Origin of the sequence: Rhizobium sp. BT-226, assembly GCF_025847085.2 — a bacterium.
Classification (GTDB): domain Bacteria; phylum Pseudomonadota; class Alphaproteobacteria; order Rhizobiales; family Rhizobiaceae; genus Rhizobium; species Rhizobium sophorae.
Genome location: NZ_JAOYTI010000001.1, coordinates 1,664,947 through 1,687,027 on the forward strand (window position 1 = coordinate 1,664,947; position 22,081 = coordinate 1,687,027).

Annotated in this window: 20 protein-coding genes; 9 read left to right on the forward strand and 11 right to left on the reverse strand. The window is 61.4% G+C overall.

Going from position 1 to position 22,081, the window contains the following annotated elements:
• Positions 1 to 49: 49 nt before the first annotated feature.
• Entirely contained in the window at positions 50 to 1,315 is a 1,266-nt protein-coding gene (gene sbmA, locus OIU37_RS08485; protein ID WP_264257123.1) for a peptide antibiotic transporter SbmA, read from the reverse strand.
• A gap of 124 nt (positions 1,316 to 1,439) precedes the next feature.
• Positions 1,440 to 2,624, reverse strand: coding sequence for an MFS transporter (locus OIU37_RS08490; protein ID WP_264257124.1), 1,185 nt, complete (start codon positions 2,622 to 2,624; stop codon positions 1,440 to 1,442).
• A 166-nt stretch (positions 2,625 to 2,790) separates the two neighbouring features.
• Here OIU37_RS08490 and OIU37_RS08495 point away from each other — a divergent pair, with 166 nt between their 5' ends.
• Entirely contained in the window at positions 2,791 to 3,366 is a 576-nt protein-coding gene (locus OIU37_RS08495; protein WP_264257125.1) for a PadR family transcriptional regulator, read from the forward strand.
• A gap of 153 nt (positions 3,367 to 3,519) precedes the next feature.
• On the opposite strand, the gene map is transcribed toward OIU37_RS08495, so the two are convergent.
• From map to glpK, 6 genes are all read right to left on the reverse strand, one after another.
• Entirely contained in the window at positions 3,520 to 4,278 is a 759-nt protein-coding gene (gene map, locus OIU37_RS08500) for a type I methionyl aminopeptidase (RefSeq protein ID WP_138386876.1), read from the reverse strand.
• 146 nt (positions 4,279 to 4,424) lie between these two features.
• Positions 4,425 to 5,486 (reverse strand): LLM class flavin-dependent oxidoreductase, encoded by a 1,062-nt coding sequence (locus tag OIU37_RS08505; RefSeq protein WP_168314379.1) that lies wholly within the window; start codon positions 5,484 to 5,486, stop codon positions 4,425 to 4,427.
• A 251-nt stretch (positions 5,487 to 5,737) separates the two neighbouring features.
• On the reverse strand, positions 5,738 to 6,205 hold the full coding sequence (locus OIU37_RS08510; RefSeq protein ID WP_264257126.1) for an SRPBCC family protein: 468 nt from the start codon (positions 6,203 to 6,205) through the stop codon (positions 5,738 to 5,740).
• 99 nt (positions 6,206 to 6,304) lie between these two features.
• Positions 6,305 to 7,564: an RNA polymerase sigma factor gene (locus OIU37_RS08515; protein ID WP_168309468.1), complete on the reverse strand. Its 1,260-nt coding sequence runs from the start codon at positions 7,562 to 7,564 to the stop codon at positions 6,305 to 6,307.
• Positions 7,561 to 7,935, reverse strand: a complete 375-nt coding sequence (locus OIU37_RS08520) for a YciI family protein (protein ID WP_011653034.1) — start codon at positions 7,933 to 7,935, stop codon at positions 7,561 to 7,563. The genes OIU37_RS08515 and OIU37_RS08520 overlap by 4 nt, the downstream gene beginning before the upstream one ends.
• A 172-nt stretch (positions 7,936 to 8,107) precedes the next feature.
• A complete protein-coding gene (gene glpK / locus OIU37_RS08525; RefSeq protein ID WP_168314176.1) occupies positions 8,108 to 9,601 on the reverse strand; it encodes a glycerol kinase GlpK in 1,494 nt (497 codons plus the stop codon).
• 157 nt (positions 9,602 to 9,758) lie between these two features.
• Between glpK and OIU37_RS08530 the strand changes: the two genes are divergently transcribed.
• The 4 genes from OIU37_RS08530 (at position 9,759) to xdhC (ending at position 15,667) form a co-directional block, all read left to right on the forward strand.
• Positions 9,759 to 10,535 carry a 3-hydroxybutyrate dehydrogenase gene (locus OIU37_RS08530; protein WP_168309466.1) on the forward strand — a complete coding sequence of 259 codons (777 nt, stop codon included), beginning with the start codon at positions 9,759 to 9,761 and terminating at the stop codon, positions 10,533 to 10,535.
• A 29-nt stretch (positions 10,536 to 10,564) separates the two neighbouring features.
• A complete protein-coding gene (xdhA, locus tag OIU37_RS08535; protein WP_264257127.1) occupies positions 10,565 to 12,031 on the forward strand; it encodes a xanthine dehydrogenase small subunit in 1,467 nt (488 codons plus the stop codon).
• 193 nt (positions 12,032 to 12,224) lie between these two features.
• The gene (gene xdhB, locus OIU37_RS08540) at positions 12,225 to 14,564 is read left to right on the forward strand and encodes a xanthine dehydrogenase molybdopterin binding subunit (RefSeq protein WP_171604263.1); all 2,340 of its coding nucleotides are present in this window, start codon (positions 12,225 to 12,227) and stop codon (positions 14,562 to 14,564) included.
• A gap of 287 nt (positions 14,565 to 14,851) precedes the next feature.
• Complete coding sequence (gene xdhC / locus OIU37_RS08545) at positions 14,852 to 15,667, forward strand: xanthine dehydrogenase accessory protein XdhC (protein ID WP_171604264.1); 816 nt, start codon at positions 14,852 to 14,854, stop codon at positions 15,665 to 15,667.
• Here xdhC and OIU37_RS08550 read toward each other — a convergent pair.
• Complete coding sequence (locus tag OIU37_RS08550; protein WP_012758544.1) at positions 15,643 to 15,834, reverse strand: hypothetical protein; 192 nt, start codon at positions 15,832 to 15,834, stop codon at positions 15,643 to 15,645. The genes xdhC and OIU37_RS08550 overlap by 25 nt on opposite strands.
• Before the next feature lie 101 nt (positions 15,835 to 15,935).
• Here OIU37_RS08550 and OIU37_RS08555 point away from each other — a divergent pair, with 101 nt between their 5' ends.
• Entirely contained in the window at positions 15,936 to 16,832 is an 897-nt protein-coding gene (locus tag OIU37_RS08555) for a LysR substrate-binding domain-containing protein (RefSeq protein WP_171604265.1), read from the forward strand.
• A gap of 87 nt (positions 16,833 to 16,919) precedes the next feature.
• Here OIU37_RS08555 and OIU37_RS08560 read toward each other — a convergent pair whose 3' ends face one another.
• Positions 16,920 to 17,252 (reverse strand): hypothetical protein, encoded by a 333-nt coding sequence (locus tag OIU37_RS08560; RefSeq protein ID WP_003541942.1) that lies wholly within the window; start codon positions 17,250 to 17,252, stop codon positions 16,920 to 16,922.
• A 163-nt stretch (positions 17,253 to 17,415) separates the two neighbouring features.
• The gene (locus tag OIU37_RS08565; protein WP_171604266.1) at positions 17,416 to 18,102 is read right to left on the reverse strand and encodes a Type 1 glutamine amidotransferase-like domain-containing protein; all 687 of its coding nucleotides are present in this window, start codon (positions 18,100 to 18,102) and stop codon (positions 17,416 to 17,418) included.
• Positions 18,103 to 18,228: 126 nt separating this feature from the next.
• On the opposite strand from OIU37_RS08565, the gene OIU37_RS08570 reads away from it, so the two are divergent.
• The 3 genes from OIU37_RS08570 to OIU37_RS08580 all read left to right on the forward strand — a co-directional run bounded on the left by OIU37_RS08570 (position 18,229) and on the right by OIU37_RS08580 (position 22,037).
• Complete coding sequence (locus OIU37_RS08570; protein ID WP_264257128.1) at positions 18,229 to 19,467, forward strand: urate hydroxylase PuuD; 1,239 nt, start codon at positions 18,229 to 18,231, stop codon at positions 19,465 to 19,467.
• Positions 19,464 to 20,774, forward strand: coding sequence for a guanine deaminase (gene guaD / locus OIU37_RS08575; protein ID WP_171604268.1), 1,311 nt, complete (start codon positions 19,464 to 19,466; stop codon positions 20,772 to 20,774). Before OIU37_RS08570 ends, guaD begins: the two co-directional genes overlap by 4 nt.
• Positions 20,775 to 20,894: 120 nt before the next feature.
• Positions 20,895 to 22,037, forward strand: a complete 1,143-nt coding sequence (locus OIU37_RS08580; protein ID WP_171604269.1) for an alpha-hydroxy acid oxidase — start codon at positions 20,895 to 20,897, stop codon at positions 22,035 to 22,037.
• The last annotated feature ends 44 nt before the right edge of the window (positions 22,038 to 22,081 follow it).

The window sequence follows — 22,081 nt, forward strand, 5'->3', positions numbered from 1 at the left end:
GTGCCGCAGACGCGAACCTTCCGATCGCTCGCAGAATACCCCCGCTCCATCAGCCGTCGGCGTGAACAACACCCGCCTCACGCTCCAGATAGCGTTGGTCGATCTCAGGCAGCGGCTCGTCGTCGATTGCCGCTTCGAAGGCCTGGAGGCGTTTGTGGATGGAGAGTAGTTCGATGATAGTCGTCCAGGAACTCACGAGGTATTGGAACGAATTGCTGACCTGGCCAAAAGCCGTAGCAATCTGCTGCCATATCCCAAGCGTGATCTTATGCGCGACGAAAGTCGGCACCAAAACGAAATAAAGAAATATCGCATCAAGCTGCCCGTATGAATAACGTGCGACATTGAAATAAAGATAGTGAAAATACATACGGAAATAATTTCGCCTGACGTTCGAGAACAGCTCGGCGACGGTTACCGGTTGGGCTCTATCTTCATGATCTTCGCCGTAGACGAGCTCTTTGCGATAAGCCGCCTCAACACGTTGGTTGCGAAAATTCAATCCTGGCAGTTTTACGCCGACAACAGCCAGGAGGACGGTGCCTAAAACCGACCAACCAAGCGCGAGCCAGACGAGGGAATTCGGAACCGCGCCAAGGATTGGAAGATCGGTTACATGGGCCGATAGCGCTGACAGGATTGGCAGGAAGACGATAAGCGTCATGACCGAGCCGATGAGGCTGACGCCGAGGCCTTCGATGATGTTTGCAAACCGCATCGTGTCTTCCTGGACACGTTGCGACGCTCCTTCGATATGACGAAGTTTCTGCCACTTCGACATGTAGAAATCGTTCATCGCCACGCGCCATCTCAACACATAGTGGTTGATGAGAAATGCAGACACCACGGACACAATCACGCCCACCGTACCGATCTCCAAGAACTTCAAGATCAAATAATAGAAGTTCTCATTGGTGATACCCGGCTTTCCGGCAAGTGCATTTTGAAGAAGGTCAAAGAAAGGTCCTCGCCAAACATTAATTGCCACATCCATCTGAACGCCGAAATACGTAATGAAAATAATCAGCGCCGATCCCCAGACCGACCATATTTTCCAAGGATGCGCGTGGGCGAGGACGTGCCATACACCGCAGAACAAAGCGGAGCAGAGTATGAAAAATAGATAAAATGACAGATTAGCGGGTGCGACAAAGAACGCGGCTCCGACCGGCTGCGCATCCTCCGGCAGCGGAGGAAAGCCAAGATTGGTCAAAAGGCCAATGCCTGCGAAATACCAAAAGAAAACGCAGACGAGCGTCCATACGACCGCGGACGTAAAAAACAACTTCGGTCGGGGAAAAAACGAATGAAACACGGGGGGCTTTGCTTTCCTGAACTGTGAGTCTCGGGAGTGTCGTCAACACTGATTGTGCCGGAAACTAAGGCAGTTCGAAGGAAGCGGCAATGGGTTCGGCCGATTGTTACGGAGATGTAACCGGTTAAGAGATTTTCTTGATCACTGGCATCACCAGCGCCGCGCAGGCGACGAGTGCCACGGCGGCGATCACTGTTGGGACGGTGAAGCTGCCGCTACGCTCGGCGATCCAGCCGGCAACAACAGGCCCAACGATCTGGCCGAGGCCGAAGGCGGCCGTCATCATCGCCAGGATCCGCCGCGGACTGTCAGGCGAAAGCTTGCGGCCGATCTGCAGCCCGTAAGCGGTGATTGCCAGGAACGTCGCCCCGAACAGCGCCCCGCCGATCAGCGGTGCAACGGAAGGCGGCAGCGCTACGGTCGCAAGCACACCGGCGGCCTCGACCAGAAGGGCTGCGACATAGACCCCGCCAAGCCCGAGCGGCTTGACCAGCGGCTTCCAGGCAAACAGGGCCACCGTCGCGGTCAAGCCGGCGATGAACCAGCAGAGAAATTCGACGAAGGGTCCCGTTGCAGAAAGACGTGCGATGGTGACGAGGAAGGTCGCGGTGATGACGTAGCCGAAGCCGAACAGGCCGTAGGACAGCGTCAGCAGCACCATTGGCTGGTTCCAGATGAGCGCCGGCTCCTTGCCCGACTGCGCCGATTGCGCCGGCGACGACGGCAGCAGCAGGAAAACGACGACGAGGCTTGCCGCGCAATAAAGCGCCCCGCCGATCCAGTCGGCGCGCCAGCCGCCCGGCCCGTCGTGAAAGCCGAGGCCGATCAGCAGCACCATGACCGAGGACAGCGCGATGCCCGCCCCCGGCCCGCCGAAATGCGCTGCTTGCACATGATCGTTGCCGGCGGCAGCCCCGTGGCTGAGCACGATCGACGATGTGAAGACCATCGCAAAGGCGCTGGCGACACCGGCCAGGAAACGAATGATGGCAAAGACGGCGACGGAATCGGTGGTGGCCATGGCGGCAAGCAGGATCGCGGTTGCCAGCAGCGACAACAGCGCCACCAGCCGCTCCCGCCCCGCCGCCCAGCCATAGGCTGCAAGCACGGCGCCGACGAGATAACCGACGAAATTGGCCGACGCTATGAAGCCTGCATCCGCTGCCGAAAGTGGCACGCCGCTGATCATCCCGGGCAGGATCGGCGTGTAGGAGAAGCGCCCGAAGCCCATGGCGGCGGCCATGGCAACGGCGCCGGCAGCGGCGGTGGAGACAAGGTTCGGTGGGGAGTGACGGATGCGCTCGAGCATGCAGCGCTTATCGCTTCCGCGTGCCGGCATCACAATCAAGTAATTCTGATCGATCGATCAATTTCCCGAAACATCAAAAATTCCAGGTCACACTTGAAAGCAATTATCGTACGATATATGTTTTACGACATAGCTAGAGATACATCTAACGATGAAAGGAAGAACCATGAGAGGTTTTAAAGGCGGCATGTTCGGCGGAGATTTCCGCATGGGCCGCAAATTCGCCGCGGGCGACCTGCAGCTCATCATCCTGGCGCTGCTCGCTGAGCAGCCGCGCCACGGCTACGAATTGATAAAGTTGCTGGAGGAGCGTTCCGGCGGCTTCTACGTGCCGAGTCCCGGCGTCATCTATCCTGCACTCACCTATCTCGAAGAAACCGGTCTTGCCGAGGTCGAGGCCGAGGGCGCCAAGAAGCTCTATCGCATCACCGAGGCCGGCCGCCGCCGCGTCGAGGAAAACCGCGACATGATCCTGCACACGCTCGCCAAGCTCGAGCGCATCGGTGAGAAGATGGCCTATGTGAAGCGTGTCTTCGAAACCGACCGTCACGGCGCCGACGATGGCGATGACGGCGACTTCATGCAGGACGGCGGCGATATCCGCGCCGCCCGCATGCTGCTGCGCTCGGCGCTGCGGATGCGCTATCCCTGGTCGAAAACCGAAGCCGCCCGCATCGCCGGCATCCTCGAACGCGCCGCCACCGAAATCCTGCAAGGCGGCAGGCCGGGAACGCGGGGCTGAAGATGAAGGCCACACAGCGGGTGCTTCAGCGTCCGATGGATGCCAGGAGCAGCGCTGCGGCGCGTCCTTCGAGGCTCCGCCCTACAGGCTACGTACAAGGATGAGGGACGCTGGAGAATGCCGTGCTCCCGATAGAGATGTTGGAAAAAAGCCTTACCCCCGCTCATCCGGCAAGGTGAGAACCACCGGCCCGTTGCGCGTCGCGACCACCGTGTGTTCGTATTGCACGGTCGGCGCCTTCGGATCGGCATAGAGCGTCCAGGCATCGTCGCCGCCTTCGGCCCATGTCGCGCCGAGCGAGAGAAATGGCTCGACGGTGAAGACGAGACCTTCCGTCATCATCCGTTTTTCCGAAGGGTCCGGCCAGGTCGAGAGCTCGGCCGGCTCCTCATGCAGCGAGCGACCGACGCCGTGGCTCGCCAGATTGGCGACCAGCGTATAGCGGTTCTTCTGCGCGAAGGCGCCGACGGCTGTGCCGATCTTTGCCAGCGGCTCGCCTGATTTGACCTGGTTGAGCCCGATCCACAGCGCCCGCTTGCCGTCGCGGCAGAGCCGCTCGATCTTCGGCTTGACCGGCGGCATCGTGAAGGAGGCGCCGGTATCGGCGAAGAAGCCGTCCTTTTCCGCCGAGACGTCGATATTGATGAGATCGCCGGCGCGGATGACGCGCGGGCCGGGAATGCCGTGGGCGATTTCCTCGTTGATACTGATGCAGGTGGCACCGGGAAACTGGTAGCAGAACTCCGGCGCCGAACGCGCGCCCGAATCCTCGAGCACTTTGCGGCCGATCTGGTCGAGCTCCAGCGTCGTCATGCCGGGCTCCATCGCCGCCGCCATCACCTGGATGGCGTTGGCGCAGATGCGGCCGATCTCCTTGAGCTTGGTCAGTTCATCGTCGTTTGCGATAACCATTCGTCTGTTCCGGCCTTGCGCAGGGCGGCAGCGGCCGCCTTAGAGCGCCGCGCCTCCAACAGGAAGCCCTAAGGACGCTCCGTCCCTTCGAATCAGCGCATATTCCCATCCGAAAATCGATTCCGATCTTCGGCGTCATGCGCTCGTCAAGCCGTGGCTTTCGCCTCTTCGCTGCTATCAGTCAACGCCTTTCTGACGATCGGCGCGACTTTCGTGCCGTAAAGCTCGATGCCGCGCATGATCTCGGCATGCGGCATCAGGCCGATGGCCATCTGCAGCAGGAAGCGGTCGTTCTTGAAGAGCGCATGATGGGCGATGATCTTTTCGGCGACCACCTCGGGATCACCGACGAAGAGCGCGCCGTTCGGCCCGCGCGACATGTCGAAATGCACCCGGTTCGTCGGTCCCCAGCCGCGCTCGCGGCCGATGCGGTTCATCACCTCGGCCTGCGGCCCGTAGAACTGGTCGGCCGCCGCCGCCGTCGTGTCGGCGATGAAACCGTGGACATTGATGCTGGTCTTCAGCTTCGACTGATCCTGCCCTGCCCGGCGCGCGGCCTCGCGGTAGAGATCGAAGAGCGGCGCAAAACGGCGCGGCTCGCCGCCGATGATCGCCAGCGCCACCGGCAGGCCCAGTGCGCCGGCGCGCGCCACCGACTGCGGCGTACCGCCGACCGCGACCCAGAGCGGCAACGGATCCTGCAGCGGCCTGGGATAGACACCGCGCCCGTTGATCGGCGCGCGAAGCTCACCCTTCCACTCCACAACCTCGCTGTCGCGCAGCGCCAGCAGCAGATCGAGCTTCTCCTCGAAAAGCTGGTCGTAGTCTTCGAGATTGTAGCCGAACAGCGGGAAGGACTCGATGAAGGAGCCACGCCCCGCCATGATTTCGGCGCGGCCATTGGAGATCAGATCGAGCGTCGAAAACTGCTGGAAGACACGCACCGGATCGTCGGAGGAGAGCACGGTGACCGCACTGGTCAGCCGGATGTTCTTCGTTTTGACCGCGGCCGCAGCCAATACGACTGCAGGAGCGGATGCCGCATAGTCCGGTCGATGATGCTCGCCGAGCCCGAAGACATCGAGTCCCACCTGATCGGCGAGCTCTATTTCCTCGATCAGGTTCTTCAGCCGCTCCGCCCCTTCGACACCTCTGCTACCGGCAGGCTTCGGATTGACGTCGGCAAATGTGTAAAGCCCCAGTTCCATCATCGGCATCCTGTTGAATTCTCGGCTGAGATAAGGATGCCGGGGATGCAGCGCAAATACAAATTGTGGAACAGAATGTTCGAGAATTTCGATGGCGGCATGATCTTTGGCGATCAGGCAGAGCAATCGACGATTAATTCGAATCTGAATTCAATGACTTCGAAGCGCCGGCGGATTCATCTTTCGAACCACCTTAGATCATACTTGAAGCGGCTGGACGGCGTACTCTCGCCGCGCTGTCCAGCCGCCGCTCACATCTTCGCCAGCAACTCCGCCAGTTGGTCCGCAGCCTTGCCCCATCCTTCGTGGAAACCCATCTTCTCGTGCGCTTCCCTGTCCTCGGCGCGCCAGTGCAGCGCCTTGGCCGTATATTTCGTGCGACCGTTGCCGAGATCTTCGAGCAGAATAACACCCGTGAAGAAAGGTTTCTCAGATGGTGCCCAGGCGCTGGTATAGGCATCGGTGAAGACGATCTTCTCGTTCTCGACGATCTCGAGATAGACGCCGTGGTTCGGGTATTGATTGCCCTCGGGGTCATGCATGACGACGACGCTGGAACCGCCGGGGCGGACGTCGAGCGTCGCTTCCGCCACACCCCAAGGACGCGGCACGAACCACTGCTTCAGCAGATCAGGATCGGTCCATGCCTTGTAGATCTTCTCGCGCGGCGCGTCGAATTCGCGAACGAGGACGAGTTCATGTTGAGTGTTGGCAGTCATTTCGACATCTCTCCATTTGAATGAAACCTGTTTCCTGTCAGGTCATTACAAGGACGTGTCAGAGTTCGCCGTTCCGACACCGCGCCGGCCTTCGCATTTTTATTTTGCGATTGGCTGCGTGGCCTCTTCCTGCATCTTGTCAATCTGCCGGCGGATATGGGCGGCCTCAGCTGCCGAATGGGCCAGTGCAATGGCGCGGTCGAAGGCTTCGCGCGCCTGGCTGGTCAAGCCAAGCTGCTTCAGCAGTCCACCCCGCAGCCCGTGATAATAGAAATAGCCGCCGAGTTTTTCGCCAAGCGGATCGATGAGGTCGAGCGCATCCTGCGCACCCTGGAGCTTGGAGACGACGACGGCCCGGTTCAGCGTTATGACCGGCGACGGCTGGAGACGCTCCAGCGCGCGATAGAGCAGATCGATCTCCACCCAGTCTGTATCCTCGGCGCATTTTGCGCGGGAATGAACAGCGGCGATGGCAGCCTGAATCTGATAAGGAGCGGGCTTGCGGTGGCGCAGCGCCTTGTCGAGCAGCGCTAAGGCCTCATTGATGAACGGTTGGTTCCAGAGCGACCGGTCCTGATCTTCGAGCAGCACGATCTCGTCTCCGGCATTGAACCGCGCCGGCCGGCGCGAGATCTGCAGAAGCATGAGCGCAAGCAGTCCCATCAGCTCCGGTTCCGACGGGAAGATATGCAGCATCAGCCGAGCCAGCCGGATCGCCTCGTCGCTGAAGGCAGCCGCCTCATGCCTGGGGTCGGCCTGGCTGTAGCCCTCGTTGAAGATCAAATAGATCATCGTGCTGACGATCGACAAGCGTTCGGCCCTCTCCTCAGGGCTCGGCGTTTCGAAAGGCACGCCTGCCTTGGCAACGCGTGCCTTGGCCCGGGTGATGCGCTGTTCCATGGCGCTTTCGGACACCAGGAAGGCACGCGCGATCTGCTGCACCGAAAGGCCGGAAACGATGCGTAGCGCCAGCGCGATCTGCTGGGTTGCCGGCAGATCTGGATGGCAGCAGATGAACAGCAGCCGCAGAATATCGTCGCGATAATTGGAATCGTCCAGCCGCTCGATGATATCGCTTTCGGCATCCTCGGTATCGGAGATGACCTCCTCATCCGGCAGAGCCTGGGTCTTCGCCCGCTTGCGCACCGCATCAATGCCGCTGTTGCGGCCGACGAAGATGAGCCAGGCTGTGGGATCGCGTGGTGGCCCTTTCTCCGGCCATGTCCGGATTGCCCTCAGACACGCTTCCTGAAACGCCTCTTCCGCGGTATCGAGATTGCGGAAATAGCGCAGCAGCGCGCCGAGCGCCTTCGGGCGGGCCGATGCAAGCGCGAGGTCGATCCAGGCAATGTCTGTCATGACGAAGCATCTCCCGGCCTGAAGACGTAGAAAGGCCGAATTTCGTAGGAGGTGGAACCGGGATTGACGGATGAAAGCTGTTTCGAGAAGGCGATCGCCTCGTCGAGCGTTTCGAAGTCGACGACATAGAAGCCGAGAAGCGCCTCTTTCGTTTCCGCAAAAGGCCCATCGATGACCAAGGGCTCGTCCTTGCCCTTGCGCACTGTGGTCGCAGCCGTCGTCGGCATCAACCGGCCGACGGGGCCGAGTTTGCCGGATGCGGCAAGCGGCTCCTGCACGGCGTAGAGTTTCTCCATGACGGCCGCCTCCTCCTCCTTGCTCCAGGCGAAGACGGTTTCCTCATGGGCGTAACAAAGGATTGCATAAAGCATTGCTCACTCCTCTCTTTGAATGACGAAGGAGTAACCGCTTACCCGACAGGCCGCATCAAAAAATTATTGACCGGAAATTCGTGATCTTCCGAAGAACGGCGACGCCGTGGCTGAAGAAATGGCCGGGGTTCTTCCGGGACGCGCGGAGCTATAGTCCGGCGCTGATCGCCCCTCACCCCTCGCTCAGCGTCCGCTTGACAGCATTCTTCCAACCCTTGAGCTTCGCCGCCCGCACCTTCTCGTCCATGTCGGGCTCGAATCGCCGATCGCGTTTCCAGGTCGCCGAAAAACCGTCCCTGTCCTGCCACACCCCTGCTCGGCTGCCGGCGAGCCAGGCGGCCCCCAGCGCCGTCGTCTCGAGAATGACCGGGCGATCGACCGGCGCATCGAGCAGGTCGGCAAGGCGCTGCATCGTCCAGTTAGAGGCGACCATGCCGCCATCGACGCGCAGCACCGTGTCCTCGGCGCCATTCTTCCAGTCCTTCTGCATGGCGTCGAGCAGGTCGCGGGTCTGGTAGCAGACGGCTTCCAGTGCCGCCCGGGAGAGTTCCGCCGGCCCGCTATTGCGCGTCAAGCCGAAGATAGCGCCGCGCGCCGCAGCATCCCAATGCGGTGCGCCGAGGCCGGTGAAGGCGGGCACGAGATAGACCTCCTGGGTCGGATCGGCCTTTTCGGCAAGTGCGTTGGTCTCTGCGGCGCTGCCGATGATGCCGAGCCCGTCTCGCAGCCATTGCACCGCGGCGCCGGCGATGAAGATCGAACCTTCCAGCGCATAGGTGGTCTCGCCGTTCAGGCGGTAGGCGATGGTGGTCAGCAGCCGATTTTTGGACCGCACCATGTCGGCGCCGGTATTGAGCAACGCGAAACAGCCGGTGCCGTAGGTCGATTTCATCATGCCCGGCCTAAAACACGCTTGGCCGATGGTCGCTGCCTGTTGGTCGCCGGCCACACCGAGAATCGGGATAGCAGCACCGAATATATCAGGATCGACCGTGCCGAAATCGGCTGCGCAATCCTTGACCTCCGGCAGCATGGCCGCGGGGACCCTCAGAATTTCGAGCAGATCCTCGTCCCACGCGTTTTCGGCAATGTTGTACATCAGCGTGCGCGAGGCGTTAGTGGCGTCGGTGACGAAGCTCTTGCCACCCGTCAGCCGCCAGATCAGGAAGGTGTCGATCGTGCCGAAGCAGAGATCGCCTCTGGCAGCGCGCGCCCGCGCGCCCTTGACGTTGGCGAGCATCCAGGAGAGCTTGGTGCCGGAAAAATAGGGATCGAGGATGAGGCCGGTCTTCTTCGTGAATAGCCGCTCGAGGTCCTGTCGTTTCAGATTGTCGCAATAGCTTGCCGTGCGCCGGTCCTGCCAAACGATGGCATTCTGGATCGGGCGGCCCGTTTCGCGCTCCCAGACGACGACGGTTTCGCGCTGGTTGGTGATGCCGAGCGCTGCAAGATCCCTAGCCTCGATCCCGGCATCGCGCAGCGCCATGTGGACGGTGGAGACGACCGAATCCCAGATCTCCTCGGGATCGTGCTCGACCCAGCCGGAGCGCGGATAGAGCTGGGTGAATTCCTTCTGGCCCTTGCCGGCGACATGCATGTCGCCATCGAAGACGATCGCCCGCGTCGACGTCGTTCCCTGATCGATCGCCAGAACATATCCGCTCATGAAAACCCTCCCTCAGCATGTCAATTGTCGAAGCAAATCAATAGGACACGGATGCGGGCGAGAAAAGCGAATAAAGTGGAATTGCCAGCCCGCCGACTTTGGGCATAACCTCGCAGCCAACGCTGCAACGCAGCATCGCGATTTCAGGGAGAACAGCATGAGCAGAACAGTCGTCGTCACCGGTTCCACCAGCGGCATCGGCCTTGCGATCGCCACTGCCTTCGCCGAAACGGGCGACAACGTCGTCATCAATGGTTTCGGAAAGGCCGATGAAATCAACGCGATCGTTGATCGACTTGAATCATTGTCCAAAGGCCGGGCGCTCTATCATCCGGCTGACATGACGAAGCCCGCCGAAATCGCCGATCTGATCGAAACGGCAGCGAAGACCTTCGGCGGCGTCGATGTCCTGGTCAACAATGCCGGCATCCAGCACGTCGAGAAGATCGAGGATTTCCCGATCGAGAAATGGGACCAGATCATCGCGATCAATCTGTCGAGTTCCTTTCATACCATGCGCGCCGCGATCCCGCTGATGAAGGCGAAAAAATCCGGCCGCATCATCAACATCGCCTCCGCCCACGGGCTCGTCGCCTCCCCCTTCAAATCCGCCTATGTCGCGGCAAAACATGGTATATTAGGCCTGACCAAGACGGCGGCGCTGGAGCTTGCCGAATTCGGCGTAACCGTGAACGCCATCTGCCCCGGCTACGTGCTGACGCCGCTCGTCGAGAAGCAGATACCAGATACCGCCAAGGCGCGCGGCATGACCGAAGAACAGGTAAAGAGCGAGGTCATCCTCAAGGCGCAGCCGACGCATGAATTCGTCAAGGCCGAGGAAATCGGCGCGCTGTCGCTCTACCTTGCCAGCGATGCGGCCAGGCAGGTGACCGGAACGCATATCTCGATTGACGGTGGCTGGACGGCGGCTTAACCATTTGGAAAAACAACAATAGGAACATCATGAACGACAGCATCCGCTTCATCCTGAATGGCGAGGACATCGCGCTCACCGATGTCGGACCAACCGAGACGCTTCTCGATTTTCTGCGGTTGAAGCGACGCCTGACGGGCACCAAGGAAGGATGCGCGGAGGGCGATTGCGGAGCCTGCACCGTACTCGTCGGCCGGCTGGCCGACGGCAAGCTTGCCTACGAATCGGTCAATGCCTGTATCCGTTTCATCGGCTCGCTGCACGCCACCCATGTGGTGACCGTCGAGCACCTGGCCGGCAGGGACGGCGCGCTGCATCCGGTGCAGCAGGCACTGGTCGATTGCCATGGCTCACAATGCGGCTTCTGCACGCCCGGCTTCGTCATGTCGCTCTACGGCCTTTGGCTGGCGACCGAGAAGCCGAGCCGCCGGCAAATCGAAAAAGCCTTGCAGGGTAATCTCTGTCGCTGCACGGGCTATGAGCCGATCGTCAAGGCCGCCGAGCAGGTGAGCCTGATGCGGCCGAGCACGCTCTTCGACCCGCTGGAACGGACGCGCTCTGAAATCGTCGCACGGCTTTGGGCAATGCAGGCGAGTGGCACGATCAGGATCGCGAATGGCGAAGACCGGCTGATCGTGCCGGCGTCGATGCAGGCTCTGGCCGAAGTCCTCTCGCAGGAACCCGACGCGATCATCGTCGCCGGCACGACGGATGTCGGCCTCTGGGTGACGAAGCAGATGCGCAGGCTGAGTCCGGTCGTCTTCATCAATCATTTGAGCGAATTGCAGTCGGTCACGGAAGGGGAAGACGGCGTGACCATCGGCGCCGGCGTCAGCTACACCAAGGCCTTCGAAGCAATCTCTCAGAAAATCCCGGCGCTCGGCCGGTTGATCGATCGCGTCGGCGGCGAGCAGGTGCGCAACATGGGCACAATTGGCGGCAACATCGCCAACGGCTCGCCGATCGGCGACAGCCCGCCGCCGCTGATCGCGCTCGGCGCGACGCTGACGCTGCGGTCTCTGCAAGGCCAGCGCAGAATGCCGCTCGAGGATTTCTTCATCGCCTATGGCAAACAGGATCGGAAGCCCGGCGAATTTGTCGAGAGCGTCTTCGTGCCCTATCCGGCAGCAATGAGCCGCTTTGCCGCCTACAAGATCACAAAGCGCCGCGACGAGGACATCACCGCCGTGCTCGGCGCTTTCCTGCTGACACTCGACGATGCCGAGATGATCACCGACATCCGCATCGCCTTCGGCGGCATGGCGGCGACGCCGAAACGCGCCCGCGCGGTGGAGACCGAACTGATCGGCAAACCATGGACGGAAGCGACGATCGAGGCGGCTCGCCCCGCCTTCGACGCCGACTACCAGCCGCTGACCGATTGGCGTGCGACAGCGGAATACCGCCAACTGACGGCGAAGAACCTGCTGACGCGGTTCTATCTCGAGACCGTCGGCGCGCCGGCGGAGCTGAAGCGGTTCGAGGAGGTGGCGTGATGGATACATTGACCACGGGTGCCTGCCGCCCCCCTCATCCGCCTGCCGGCACCTTCTCCCCGCTGGGGAGAAGAGGCATGCCGCAGGACCAGCGCCAAACCATAGAGATCGGATTGTTGGTGCAAGGCTCCGGCACTGAGCCGCGAGCGCCCGGAGCATCGGCGACGGGCAATCTATCGACAGGGGGGCGCTAATGGACAAGTCCACCTTCGAAGACCGCAAGGCCATCATCGCAGGCCCGATGCACGGCTCGCTGCGGCATGATTCAGCACATAAGCATGTCACCGGAACCGCTGATTATATCGACGATATTCCCGAACCCGCAGGTCTGCTGCATGGCGCCCTCGGCCTCTCCGACCGGGCGCATGCCGAAATCCTCAGCATCGACCTTTCCGCGGTCGCCGCGCATCCCGGCGTCGTCTGGGTTTTCACCGGCAAGGACGTGCCCGGCGTCAACGACGTCAGCTCCAACGGCAGCCATGACGAGCCGCTGCTGGCCGAAACTTTAATCCAGTTTCATGGCCAGCCGATCTTTGCCGTCATCGCCGAGACGCGTGATGCCGCCCGCCGCGCCGCGCAGCTGGCAAAGATCGACTATCGTGACTTGCCGCATTGGAGCGATATCGACGGCGCGCTCGCCAATGGCAGCCCGCTGGTCATCACCCCGATGACGCTGCACCGCGGCGAGCCGGAAACGGAAATGACGAATGCCGCCATGCGTCTGAAAGGTCAGATGCGCATCGGCGGACAGGAGCATTTCTACCTCGAAGGCCATATCGCCGTGGCGATCCCCGGCGAGGACGACGAGGTCACCGTCTGGTCCTCGACGCAGCATCCAAGCGAGATCCAGCACATCGTCGGTCACGTGCTCGACATTCCCTCGAACGCCGTGACCGTCAATGTGCGCCGCATGGGCGGCGGCTTCGGCGGCAAGGAGACGCAGGGCAATCAGTTCGCAGCCCTCGCCGCCATCGCCGCCAAGAAGCTCGGCCGCGCAATCAAATTCCGCCCTGATCGCGACGAGGATATGAGCGCCACCGGCAAGCGCCACGATTTCCTCGTCGATTACGAACTCGGCTTCGACGCCGAAGGCCGCATCCATGCGGTCGACGCCACCTATGCGGCGCGCTGCGGCTTCTCCTCCGACCTCTCAGGGCCGGTGACCGATCGTGCCCTCTTCCATGCCGATTCCAGCTATTTCTATCCGCATGTGCATCTGACCTCGAAGCCGCTGAAGACGCACACCGTCTCCAACACCGCTTTTCGCGGTTTTGGCGGGCCGCAGGGCATGCTCGGCGCCGAACGCTTCATCGAGGAGATCGCCTATGCCGTCGGCAAAGACCCGCTCGATGTCCGCAAACTGAATTTCTACGGCCAGCCGGGTTCGGAGCGCACACTCACACCCTACCATCAGGAGGTTGAGGACAACATCATCGCCCGCATCGTCGAGGAGCTGGAGGAAACGGCTGAATACCAGGCACGGCGCAACGCCATCATCGCCTTCAACCGCGACAGCCGCTATATCAGAAAGGGCATCGCGCTGACGCCGGTGAAATTCGGCATCTCCTTCACCATGACCGCCTTCAACCAGGCCGGCGCCCTCGTGCACATCTATCAGGACGGCTCGATCCACCTGAACCATGGCGGCACTGAAATGGGCCAGGGCCTCTATACCAAGGTGGCGCAGGTGCTAGCCGACAGCTTCCAGGTCGATATCGACAGGGTGAAGATCACTGCGACGACGACGGCCAAGGTACCGAACACCTCGGCCACCGCCGCCTCCTCCGGCTCGGACTTGAACGGCATGGCAGCCTTCGACGCCGCTCGCCAAATCAAGGAACGGCTTGTCGCCTTTGGCGCCGAGAAATGGGATGTCGGAGCCACCGACGTCGTCTTCCTGCCGAACCGCGTGCGCGTCGGCGAGATCGAGATCCCCTTCCCCGATTTCATCAAGCAGGCCTATTTCGCCCGCGTCCAGCTTTCCGCCGCCGGCTTCTACAAGACGCCGAAGATCCACTGGGACCGCAAAGCCGGCCGCGGCACGCCCTTCTACTATTTCGCCTACGGCGCCTCGTGCACCGAGGTTTCGATCGACACGCTGACCGGCGAATATCTGATCGACCGCACCGACATCCTCCACGACGTCGGCCGCTCGCTGAATCCGGCGATCGACATGGGCCAGGTCGAAGGCGCCTTCGTGCAGGGACTGGGCTGGCTGACGACGGAAGAACTCTGGTGGGACGAAAAGGGCCGACTGCGCACCCATGCTCCCTCGACCTACAAGATCCCGCTCGCCTCCGACCGTCCGAAGATCTTCAACGTGCGCCTTGCCGAATGGTCCGAGAACACTGAGGCCACCATCGGCCACTCCAAGGCCGTCGGCGAGCCACCCTTGATGCTGGCGATCTCGGTGCTGGAAGCACTGTCGATGGCCGTGGCAAGCGTCGCCAACTACAAGGTCTGCCCGAGGCTCGACGCCCCGGCGACGCCGGAACGGGTGCTGATGGCGGTCGAGCGGATGAAGCGAGTGTAGCAGATGGGAACGCGTCCGGCTGGTTTGTCGGCTGAGCAGGACCGGCAGAGAGGTTGGAGTGGGCGGCACCCCCCTCTGTCCTGCCGGACATCTCCCCCACAAGGGGGGAGATCGGCAAGACCGAACGCACCGCACCTTAATGCCCTGGCATTGCGTCATAAAGCTCTACGCCACAGCTGCCGTGTCCCGGGAAGCTCGCGTCTCATGCTAATCTCCCCCCTTGTGGGGGAGATGTCCGGCAGGACAGAGGGGGGTGCCACGCCCACCCGCTCATCGGCCCTCCACCCATGACCGACCTCTCCAGCTTCCTCCTCGCCCACCCCGACAGCATCCTCGTCGACATCACCGGCACACAAGGCTCGACCCCACGTGAGGCCGGTACCTTCATGCTGGTATCGCAAACCGCATTGTGGGGCACGATCGGCGGCGGGCAGTTCGAATTCATGGCGATCGCGAATGCGCGGGACATGTTGGCGGGAACCGGCGGGATGGCGGAGATGGATATTCCGCTCGGGCCTGACATCGGTCAGTGCTGCGGTGGGCGCACGCAGCTGCGGTTTCGCCGGGTGACGCAGGCGGTTGCCGAAGAAATCGAGGCCAGGCTGACAAGTGAGATCGAGCGCTTGCCCGAGGTCTATCTCTTCGGCGCCGGCCATGTCGGCCGGGCGCTGGCAACGGCGCTTGCGCCGCTGCCGCTGTCGGTGACGGTCGTCGAGACGAGGCAGGAGGAACTCGCCAACCTGCCTCCCGAGACGAAGACGCGGCTCATGCCGATGCCCGAAGCGCTGGTGAAGGATATTCCGGCTGGCGGCGCGGTCGTCATCCTGACGCACGACCACGCGCTGGATTTCCTCATCGCCCGCGAAGGGCTGGAAAGAACGGATCTCGCCTATGTCGGCATGATCGGCTCGGCGACCAAGCGCGCCACCTTCGCCAGCTGGCTTTCCCGTGAAGGCGGCGGTGAGCGTGCCTGGCTCGAGCGGCTGACGCTGCCGATCGGCGGCGCCGCGGTCAGGGACAAGCGCCCTGAAGTGATCGCCGCCATGACCGCCGCCGAGATCCTGACGGCGCTTGGCGCCTACCGCATGCGCTCGTCTTCGTAATAGGGATCGCGTCCGTCGAGGAAACCGAGATCGCGCTTGACGCGATCGGGCGCCGTGTCGAGATCGAGGCTGGGCATGCGCCAGATCCGCGCCAGCCGGCCGCCGATGCGCCGGAAAATTCCGATGGTCGGCTGTGGCGGGCTCTGTTCGATAGCATAGCAATCCATGACATCACCTCGATGGTTTGATGGTATGAGTTGCAGTTTGCCGGTAAAAATGCTGCAATTCCAATCGAACAACCGTCTGCCTGCATCAAGAGAACTTATCCATGAAGCTGTCGAAACAATTCCCGCTGAATGCGTTGCGCGTCTTCGAGGCCGCTGCCCGGCTCGGAAGTTTCACCAAGGCGGGCGACGAACTCGGCATGACGCAGACCGCCGTCAGTTACCAGATCAAGCTGTTGGAGGAGAATGTCGGCGAGCCGCTCTTCCTGCGCCGTCCGCGCCAGATCGCACTGACAGATACCGGCGAGCGGCTGGCGCCGAAGGTGACCGAAGCTTTCGCCATGCTGCACGACGCGATGGCGACGGCGCGCGACAGCGTCGAAGGCACGCTCGCCATCAGTTCGACCCATACCTTCGCCTCGAAGTGGCTGGCGCCGCGCCTCGGCTCCTTCCACTTGAAACATCCGGCCATCGCGGTGCGCTTTCAGGCGAGTTCGGATATCATCGACTTCGCCCGCGAGCAGATCGATGTCGGCATCCGCTGGGGCGACGGCAACTGGCCGGGGCTGGCGCTGCACCGGCTGATGGGACTGGAGTTCACGCCGATGCTGAGCCCGAAGCTGGCGGAGGCGGCAGGTGGCATCAGGGAGCCGCGCGATCTCCTGAACCTCGATATCTTCGACGCCGGCGACATCTGGTGGAAACAATGGTTCGAGGCAGCCGGCGTCACAGACACGGATCTCGATCGGCGCCCGCGCAACCAGCTCGGCTCTCAGGCGGTGGAAGCCGATGCGGCGATCGCCGGCCATGGCGTCGCCATCCTTCATCCTGCCTTCTATGCGGCCGAGATCGCGCTCGGCCGGCTCTATCAACCCTTCGAACTGACCCGCAACGACGGCAAGGCCTACTGGCTCGTCTACCCGGAAAACCGTCGCAACGTGCCCAAGATCAAGGCCTTCCGCAACTGGATCCTCGAGGAGATGAAGGCAGCCGGAAATTGATGATGTCACCTTAAAATGTGCAGCCATTTTCGGACAACGACATGCCGGACCCGGTTCGTGAGCCGGGTCCGGTCCTGTGGCTCGGCTTCAAAATCCCATTTCCGGCGCATAGAAACAGCGCGGCGTATCCTCGTTCGGGAACAGACAGAGATGATAGTCGTTATCGCCGGATTGCATCGCCTTCGTCATCGGTAGCAGGAAGACATGAGCATGCGTGACCAGCCGGTGGTCGCCCGGCATCAGCGTCACACGATATCCGCCTGGCGTCACCGCCACGCTTTTCGAAGGGATCATTTGGCAATCGCCATTATGACTGTTGCCGTTGCAACAATAGGGGTCATAACTCCACCCCGAGGGTGCGTCGTGAGCCATCGCCAACGACGCATACGCAATCATCACACACGTCAGAATGCTGCGCATGGGCATCTTCTCCGTCGATGAATGCGCCGCCGATGATCTAACGTTTCTTATTTTATCCGGCGGCCTGCAAAAATAACTGTAATCGAGTCGTCGTAGTTCAAGGTCTACTGAATTAGCAGATCAAGCATAAGTCAGAGATAATGCACAGCCTTCTCGGCAGCTTTTAGGCACGGGACAGCAGATCGGCGATGCGGCCGCGATCGGCAGCTTCGGCAAAGCCGCCGGAAATCGTCAGCGGAGCGCCGAAGATCTCGACGAGCCCGTTGCCGAGGATGAGACCTTCGCCGTCCCGGCATGCGAGAATAGGGTTTGCCGTCGTCTCGCTGTAGCGCAGCAGCGCGGCGAGATAGCCGGGATCGTCGTTCAGATGCGGGAAGAATTCGAAGGGCAGGAGATCAAGAGCCGCGCCATCCTGCACCGCATCGGGCGAACCGCCGGAAAAGAGCGCGTCGACGGCGATTGTCGGCGTCATCAAAATCGCCCCGGCGCTGGTACCGACGACGATACCGTCATCACGCGCCCATGCGCGTAGCCTGTCCAGCATGCCGCTTTGGCGCAGACGTCTCAGAAAATCGCCGGTGTGGCCGCCGGTGAGATGGATGGCGCTACAGGAAAACAGTTGGCCGATCTCCTCGTCATCGGAAAACGCGTCGAGATCGAAGAAGAGATCGAGGGAAAGCCCGTAGCTCAGATAATACTGCCGTTTCTCGTTGAAAAACTCCCGCTGCGGCTCCGGACCGGAGGCGATATAGCCGATGCGGTTACCGCGCGACAGAATGAGCGCGGCAAGCCGCCGGTCCATCGGCGCGTTTTCGGCTATGAACTGATCGCTGTAGAGCGCGGTAATCATTCCATTGCTCCTTCGGCCCTGCCGCCTCTGCAGAAATCAGTACGCATGTGCAGTCCTTCAATCTCCTCTTCCCTCCCCGCCAAAATTTCCGCAATGTCACGAGTCGGAGGAAGATAGGGGAACTCGATGTATGAATATGCCATAGCATGGGAATGGCTCGCCTTCGCGGCCCGTTGGTTCCATGTCATTACCGCGATCGCCTGGATCGGATCGTCCTTCTATTTTATCGCGCTCGATCTCGGACTGGTGAAACGCCCGCATCTGCCACCCGGCGCCTATGGCGAGGAATGGCAGGTCCATGGCGGCGGCTTCTATCATATCCAGAAATATCTGGTGGCGCCCGCTGAGATGCCGGAGCACCTGACCTGGTTCAAATATGAAAGCTATTTCACCTGGATCTCCGGCTTTTTGATGCTCTGCATCGTCTATTACGGCGGCGCCGACCTCTTCCTCATCGACCGCCATGTGCTCGATATCAGCCCGCCCGTCGCGATCCTGATCTCGCTAGGGTCGCTTGCCCTCGGCTGGGTCGTCTACGATCTGCTCTGCAAGTCGCCGCTTGGGCGGAATACCTGGGGATTGATGGCGGTGCTCTATATCGTGCTCGTCTTCATGGCCTGGGGCTATACGCAGCTCTTCACCGGCCGCGCCGCCTTCCTGCATCTCGGGGCCTTCACCGCGACGATCATGTCGGCCAATGTCTTCATGATCATCATTCCGAATCAGAAGATCGTCGTTGCCGACCTCATCGCCGGACGGGTGCCCGATCCTAAATATGGGCAGGTCGCCAAGCAGCGTTCGCTACACAACAACTACCTGACGCTGCCCGTCATCTTCTTCATGCTGTCGAACCATTATCCGCTGTCCTTCGGCACGCAGTTCAACTGGGTGATCGCGGCTCTGGTCTTCCTGATGGGCGTCACCATCCGCCACTGGTTCAACACCACGCATGCCAGGAAGGGCCGGCCGACCTGGACCTGGATCGTCACCGTCATTCTTTTCATCCTGATCATGTGGCTTTCGACCGTGCCGAAGCTGCTGACCGGCGAAACCGATGCGGCGGCGGTCGCGCCCGCCTTCCAGCAATTCGCCGGCGATGCACATTTCCCTGCCGTCAAGCAACTGGTCTCGACGCGCTGTGCCATGTGCCACGCGGCCGAGCCGGTCTATGAGGGTATCGTGCGGCCGCCCAATGGGGTGATGCTTGAAAAAGACGCGGAAATCGCCGCCCATGCCCGAGAAATCTATATACAGGCGGGCCGCAGCCATGCCATGCCGCCCGGCAACATCACCGACATCACGCCGGACGAACGCAAGCTGCTGGTCGCCTGGTTCGAGAGCGCAGTCGAAGGCAAGACACGATGACGACGACACTCCTGCGCGGCCGCCTGCTTTCCTTCCATCGCGCACCGCTAAGCCTCGCCGATAGCCAAAGCTATCTTTACGAACAGGATGGCGGCCTGCTTGTCGAATATGGGCTGATCACGGCGATCGGCCCCTATGCCGACGTCAAGGCAAAAGCAGCCGCGGAGACGGCCGAGATTGACCACCGCCCGCATCTGATCATGCCCGGCTTCATCGACATGCACCTGCATTTTCCGCAGATGCAGGTGATTGCCTCCTACGCCGCCAACCTGCTCGAATGGCTGAATACCTATACCTTTCCCGAGGAATGCCGCTTCGTCGAAAGCGCCCATGCCGAAAGGATCGCCACGCACTTCTATGACGAGTTGATCCGCCACGGCACGACGACGGCGGTCGCCTATTGCTCGGTGCACAAGACCTCGGCCGACGCCTTCTTCGCCGAGGCGATGAAGCGCAATATGCGCATGGTCGGCGGCAAGGTGATGATGGACCGCAATGCCCCGCAGGGCCTGCTCGACACGCCCGAGATGGGCTATGACGAGACCCGCCAGGTGATATCGGACTGGCATGGCAAGGGCCGCAACCACGTCGCCATCACCCCGCGCTTCGCCATCACCTCGACACCGGCGCAGATGAAAGCGACATCAGCCCTTGCCCGCGAATTTCCCGACCTGCACATCCAGACGCATCTTTCGGAAAATCACGACGAGATCAGATTTACCTGCGAGCTCTATCCCGACGCGCTCGACTATACCGACATCTATGCGCGCTACGGCCTGCTCGGGCCGAAAAGCCTCTTCGGCCATTGCATACACCTGTCCGAGCGCGAGGCCGACGCGATGAGCGAGGCGGGCGCCGTCGCCGTCCACTGCCCGACCTCAAACCTTTTCCTCGGCTCCGGCCTGTTTCCGCTAAAGGCGCTGGCGAGGCGGGAAAAGCCGGTCCGCATCGGCGTGGCGACCGATATCGGCGGCGGTTCCAGCTATTCGATGCTGCGGACGATGGACGAGGCCTACAAGATCCAGCAGTTGCTCGGCGAACGGCTGAACCCGCTGGAAAGCTATTACCTGATGACGCGTGGCAATGCCGAGGCCCTGTCGCTGGCGGACCGGATCGGCACGCTGGAACCCGGCACCGAGGCCGATATCGTCGTCCTCGATGCCGCGGCGACACCCGCCATGGCGCTGAAGATGGAAGTGGTGAAGACGCTGCCCGAGGAGCTTTTCCTACTGCAGACGATGGGCGACGACCGGGCGATTGCCGAGACCTATGTGGCCGGCGTTGCGTTGAAAGCGCAGCTACGATGACACATCTCGTTGCTCTTGAAATCAGGCCGTAACAGCTGTCCGACAAGGCCAATTTCCATAACGCTTCTGCGAAATTCATGTTATGGCCGATGGCCGTATTCAGACGTGAAGGTTCAATTCATGGCCACCCCGCTCACCATCGCCGACCTGAAAAAGCTCGCACGGCGCCGTGTGCCGAAGATGTTTTTCGACTATGCGGATTCGGGGGCCTGGACGGAATCGACCTATGCGGCAAACGAGAGCGATTTTAGTCAGATCAAGCTGCGACAGCGGGTGATGGTCGATATGACCAACCGCACGCTGGAAACGACGATGATCGGCCAGAAAGTGTCGATGCCGGTGGCGCTGGCGCCAACCGGCCTGACCGGCATGCAGCATGCCGATGGCGAGATGCTGGCGGCACGCGCCGCCGAGGAGTTCGGCGTTCCCTTCACGCTTTCGACGATGAGCATCTGCTCGATCGAGGACGTGGCGTCAGCGACGACACGCCCCTTCTGGTTCCAGCTCTACGTGATGAGGGACAAGGATTTCGTCCTCAACCTCATTAACCGCGCCAAGGCGGCCGGATGCTCGGCGCTGGTGCTGACCGCTGATCTGCAGATCCTCGGCCAGCGGCATAAGGACCTGCGCAACGGCCTGTCGGCGCCGCCGAAATTCACCCCGAGACATGTCTGGCAGATGGCGACCCGGCCCTTCTGGTGCCTGGATATGCTGCAGACCAAGCGCCGCAACTTCGGCAATATCGTTGGCCATGCAAAAAATGTAACCAATATCGCCTCGCTCGCCGCTTGGACACATGAGCAGTTCGATCCGCGGCTTTCCTGGGCGGATGTCGCCTGGATCAAGGAACAATGGGGCGGCCCGCTGATCATCAAGGGCATACTCGATCCGGAGGATGCAAAGGCCGCCGTCGACACCGGCGCCGATGCGATCGTCGTCTCCAATCACGGCGGCCGCCAGCTTGACGGCGCCCCCTCATCGATCAGCATGCTGCCGAAGATCGTCGACGCCGTCGGCGACCGTATCGAGGTCCATCTCGACGGCGGCATCCGCTCCGGCCAGGACGTGCTGAAGGCTGTGGCCCTCGGCGCCAAGGGCACCTATATCGGCCGCCCCTTCCTCTACGGCCTCGGCGCCATGGGCAAGGAAGGCGTATCGCTGGCGCTCGGCATCATCCGCAAGGAGATGGACATCACCATGGCGCTCTGCGGCAAGCGCGACATCAACGACGTGAATTCATCGATCATCGACGGGCGGCAGTGACCTGCCGCCAACGACGGACGCAGCAACGGCTCCCTCAACATCTC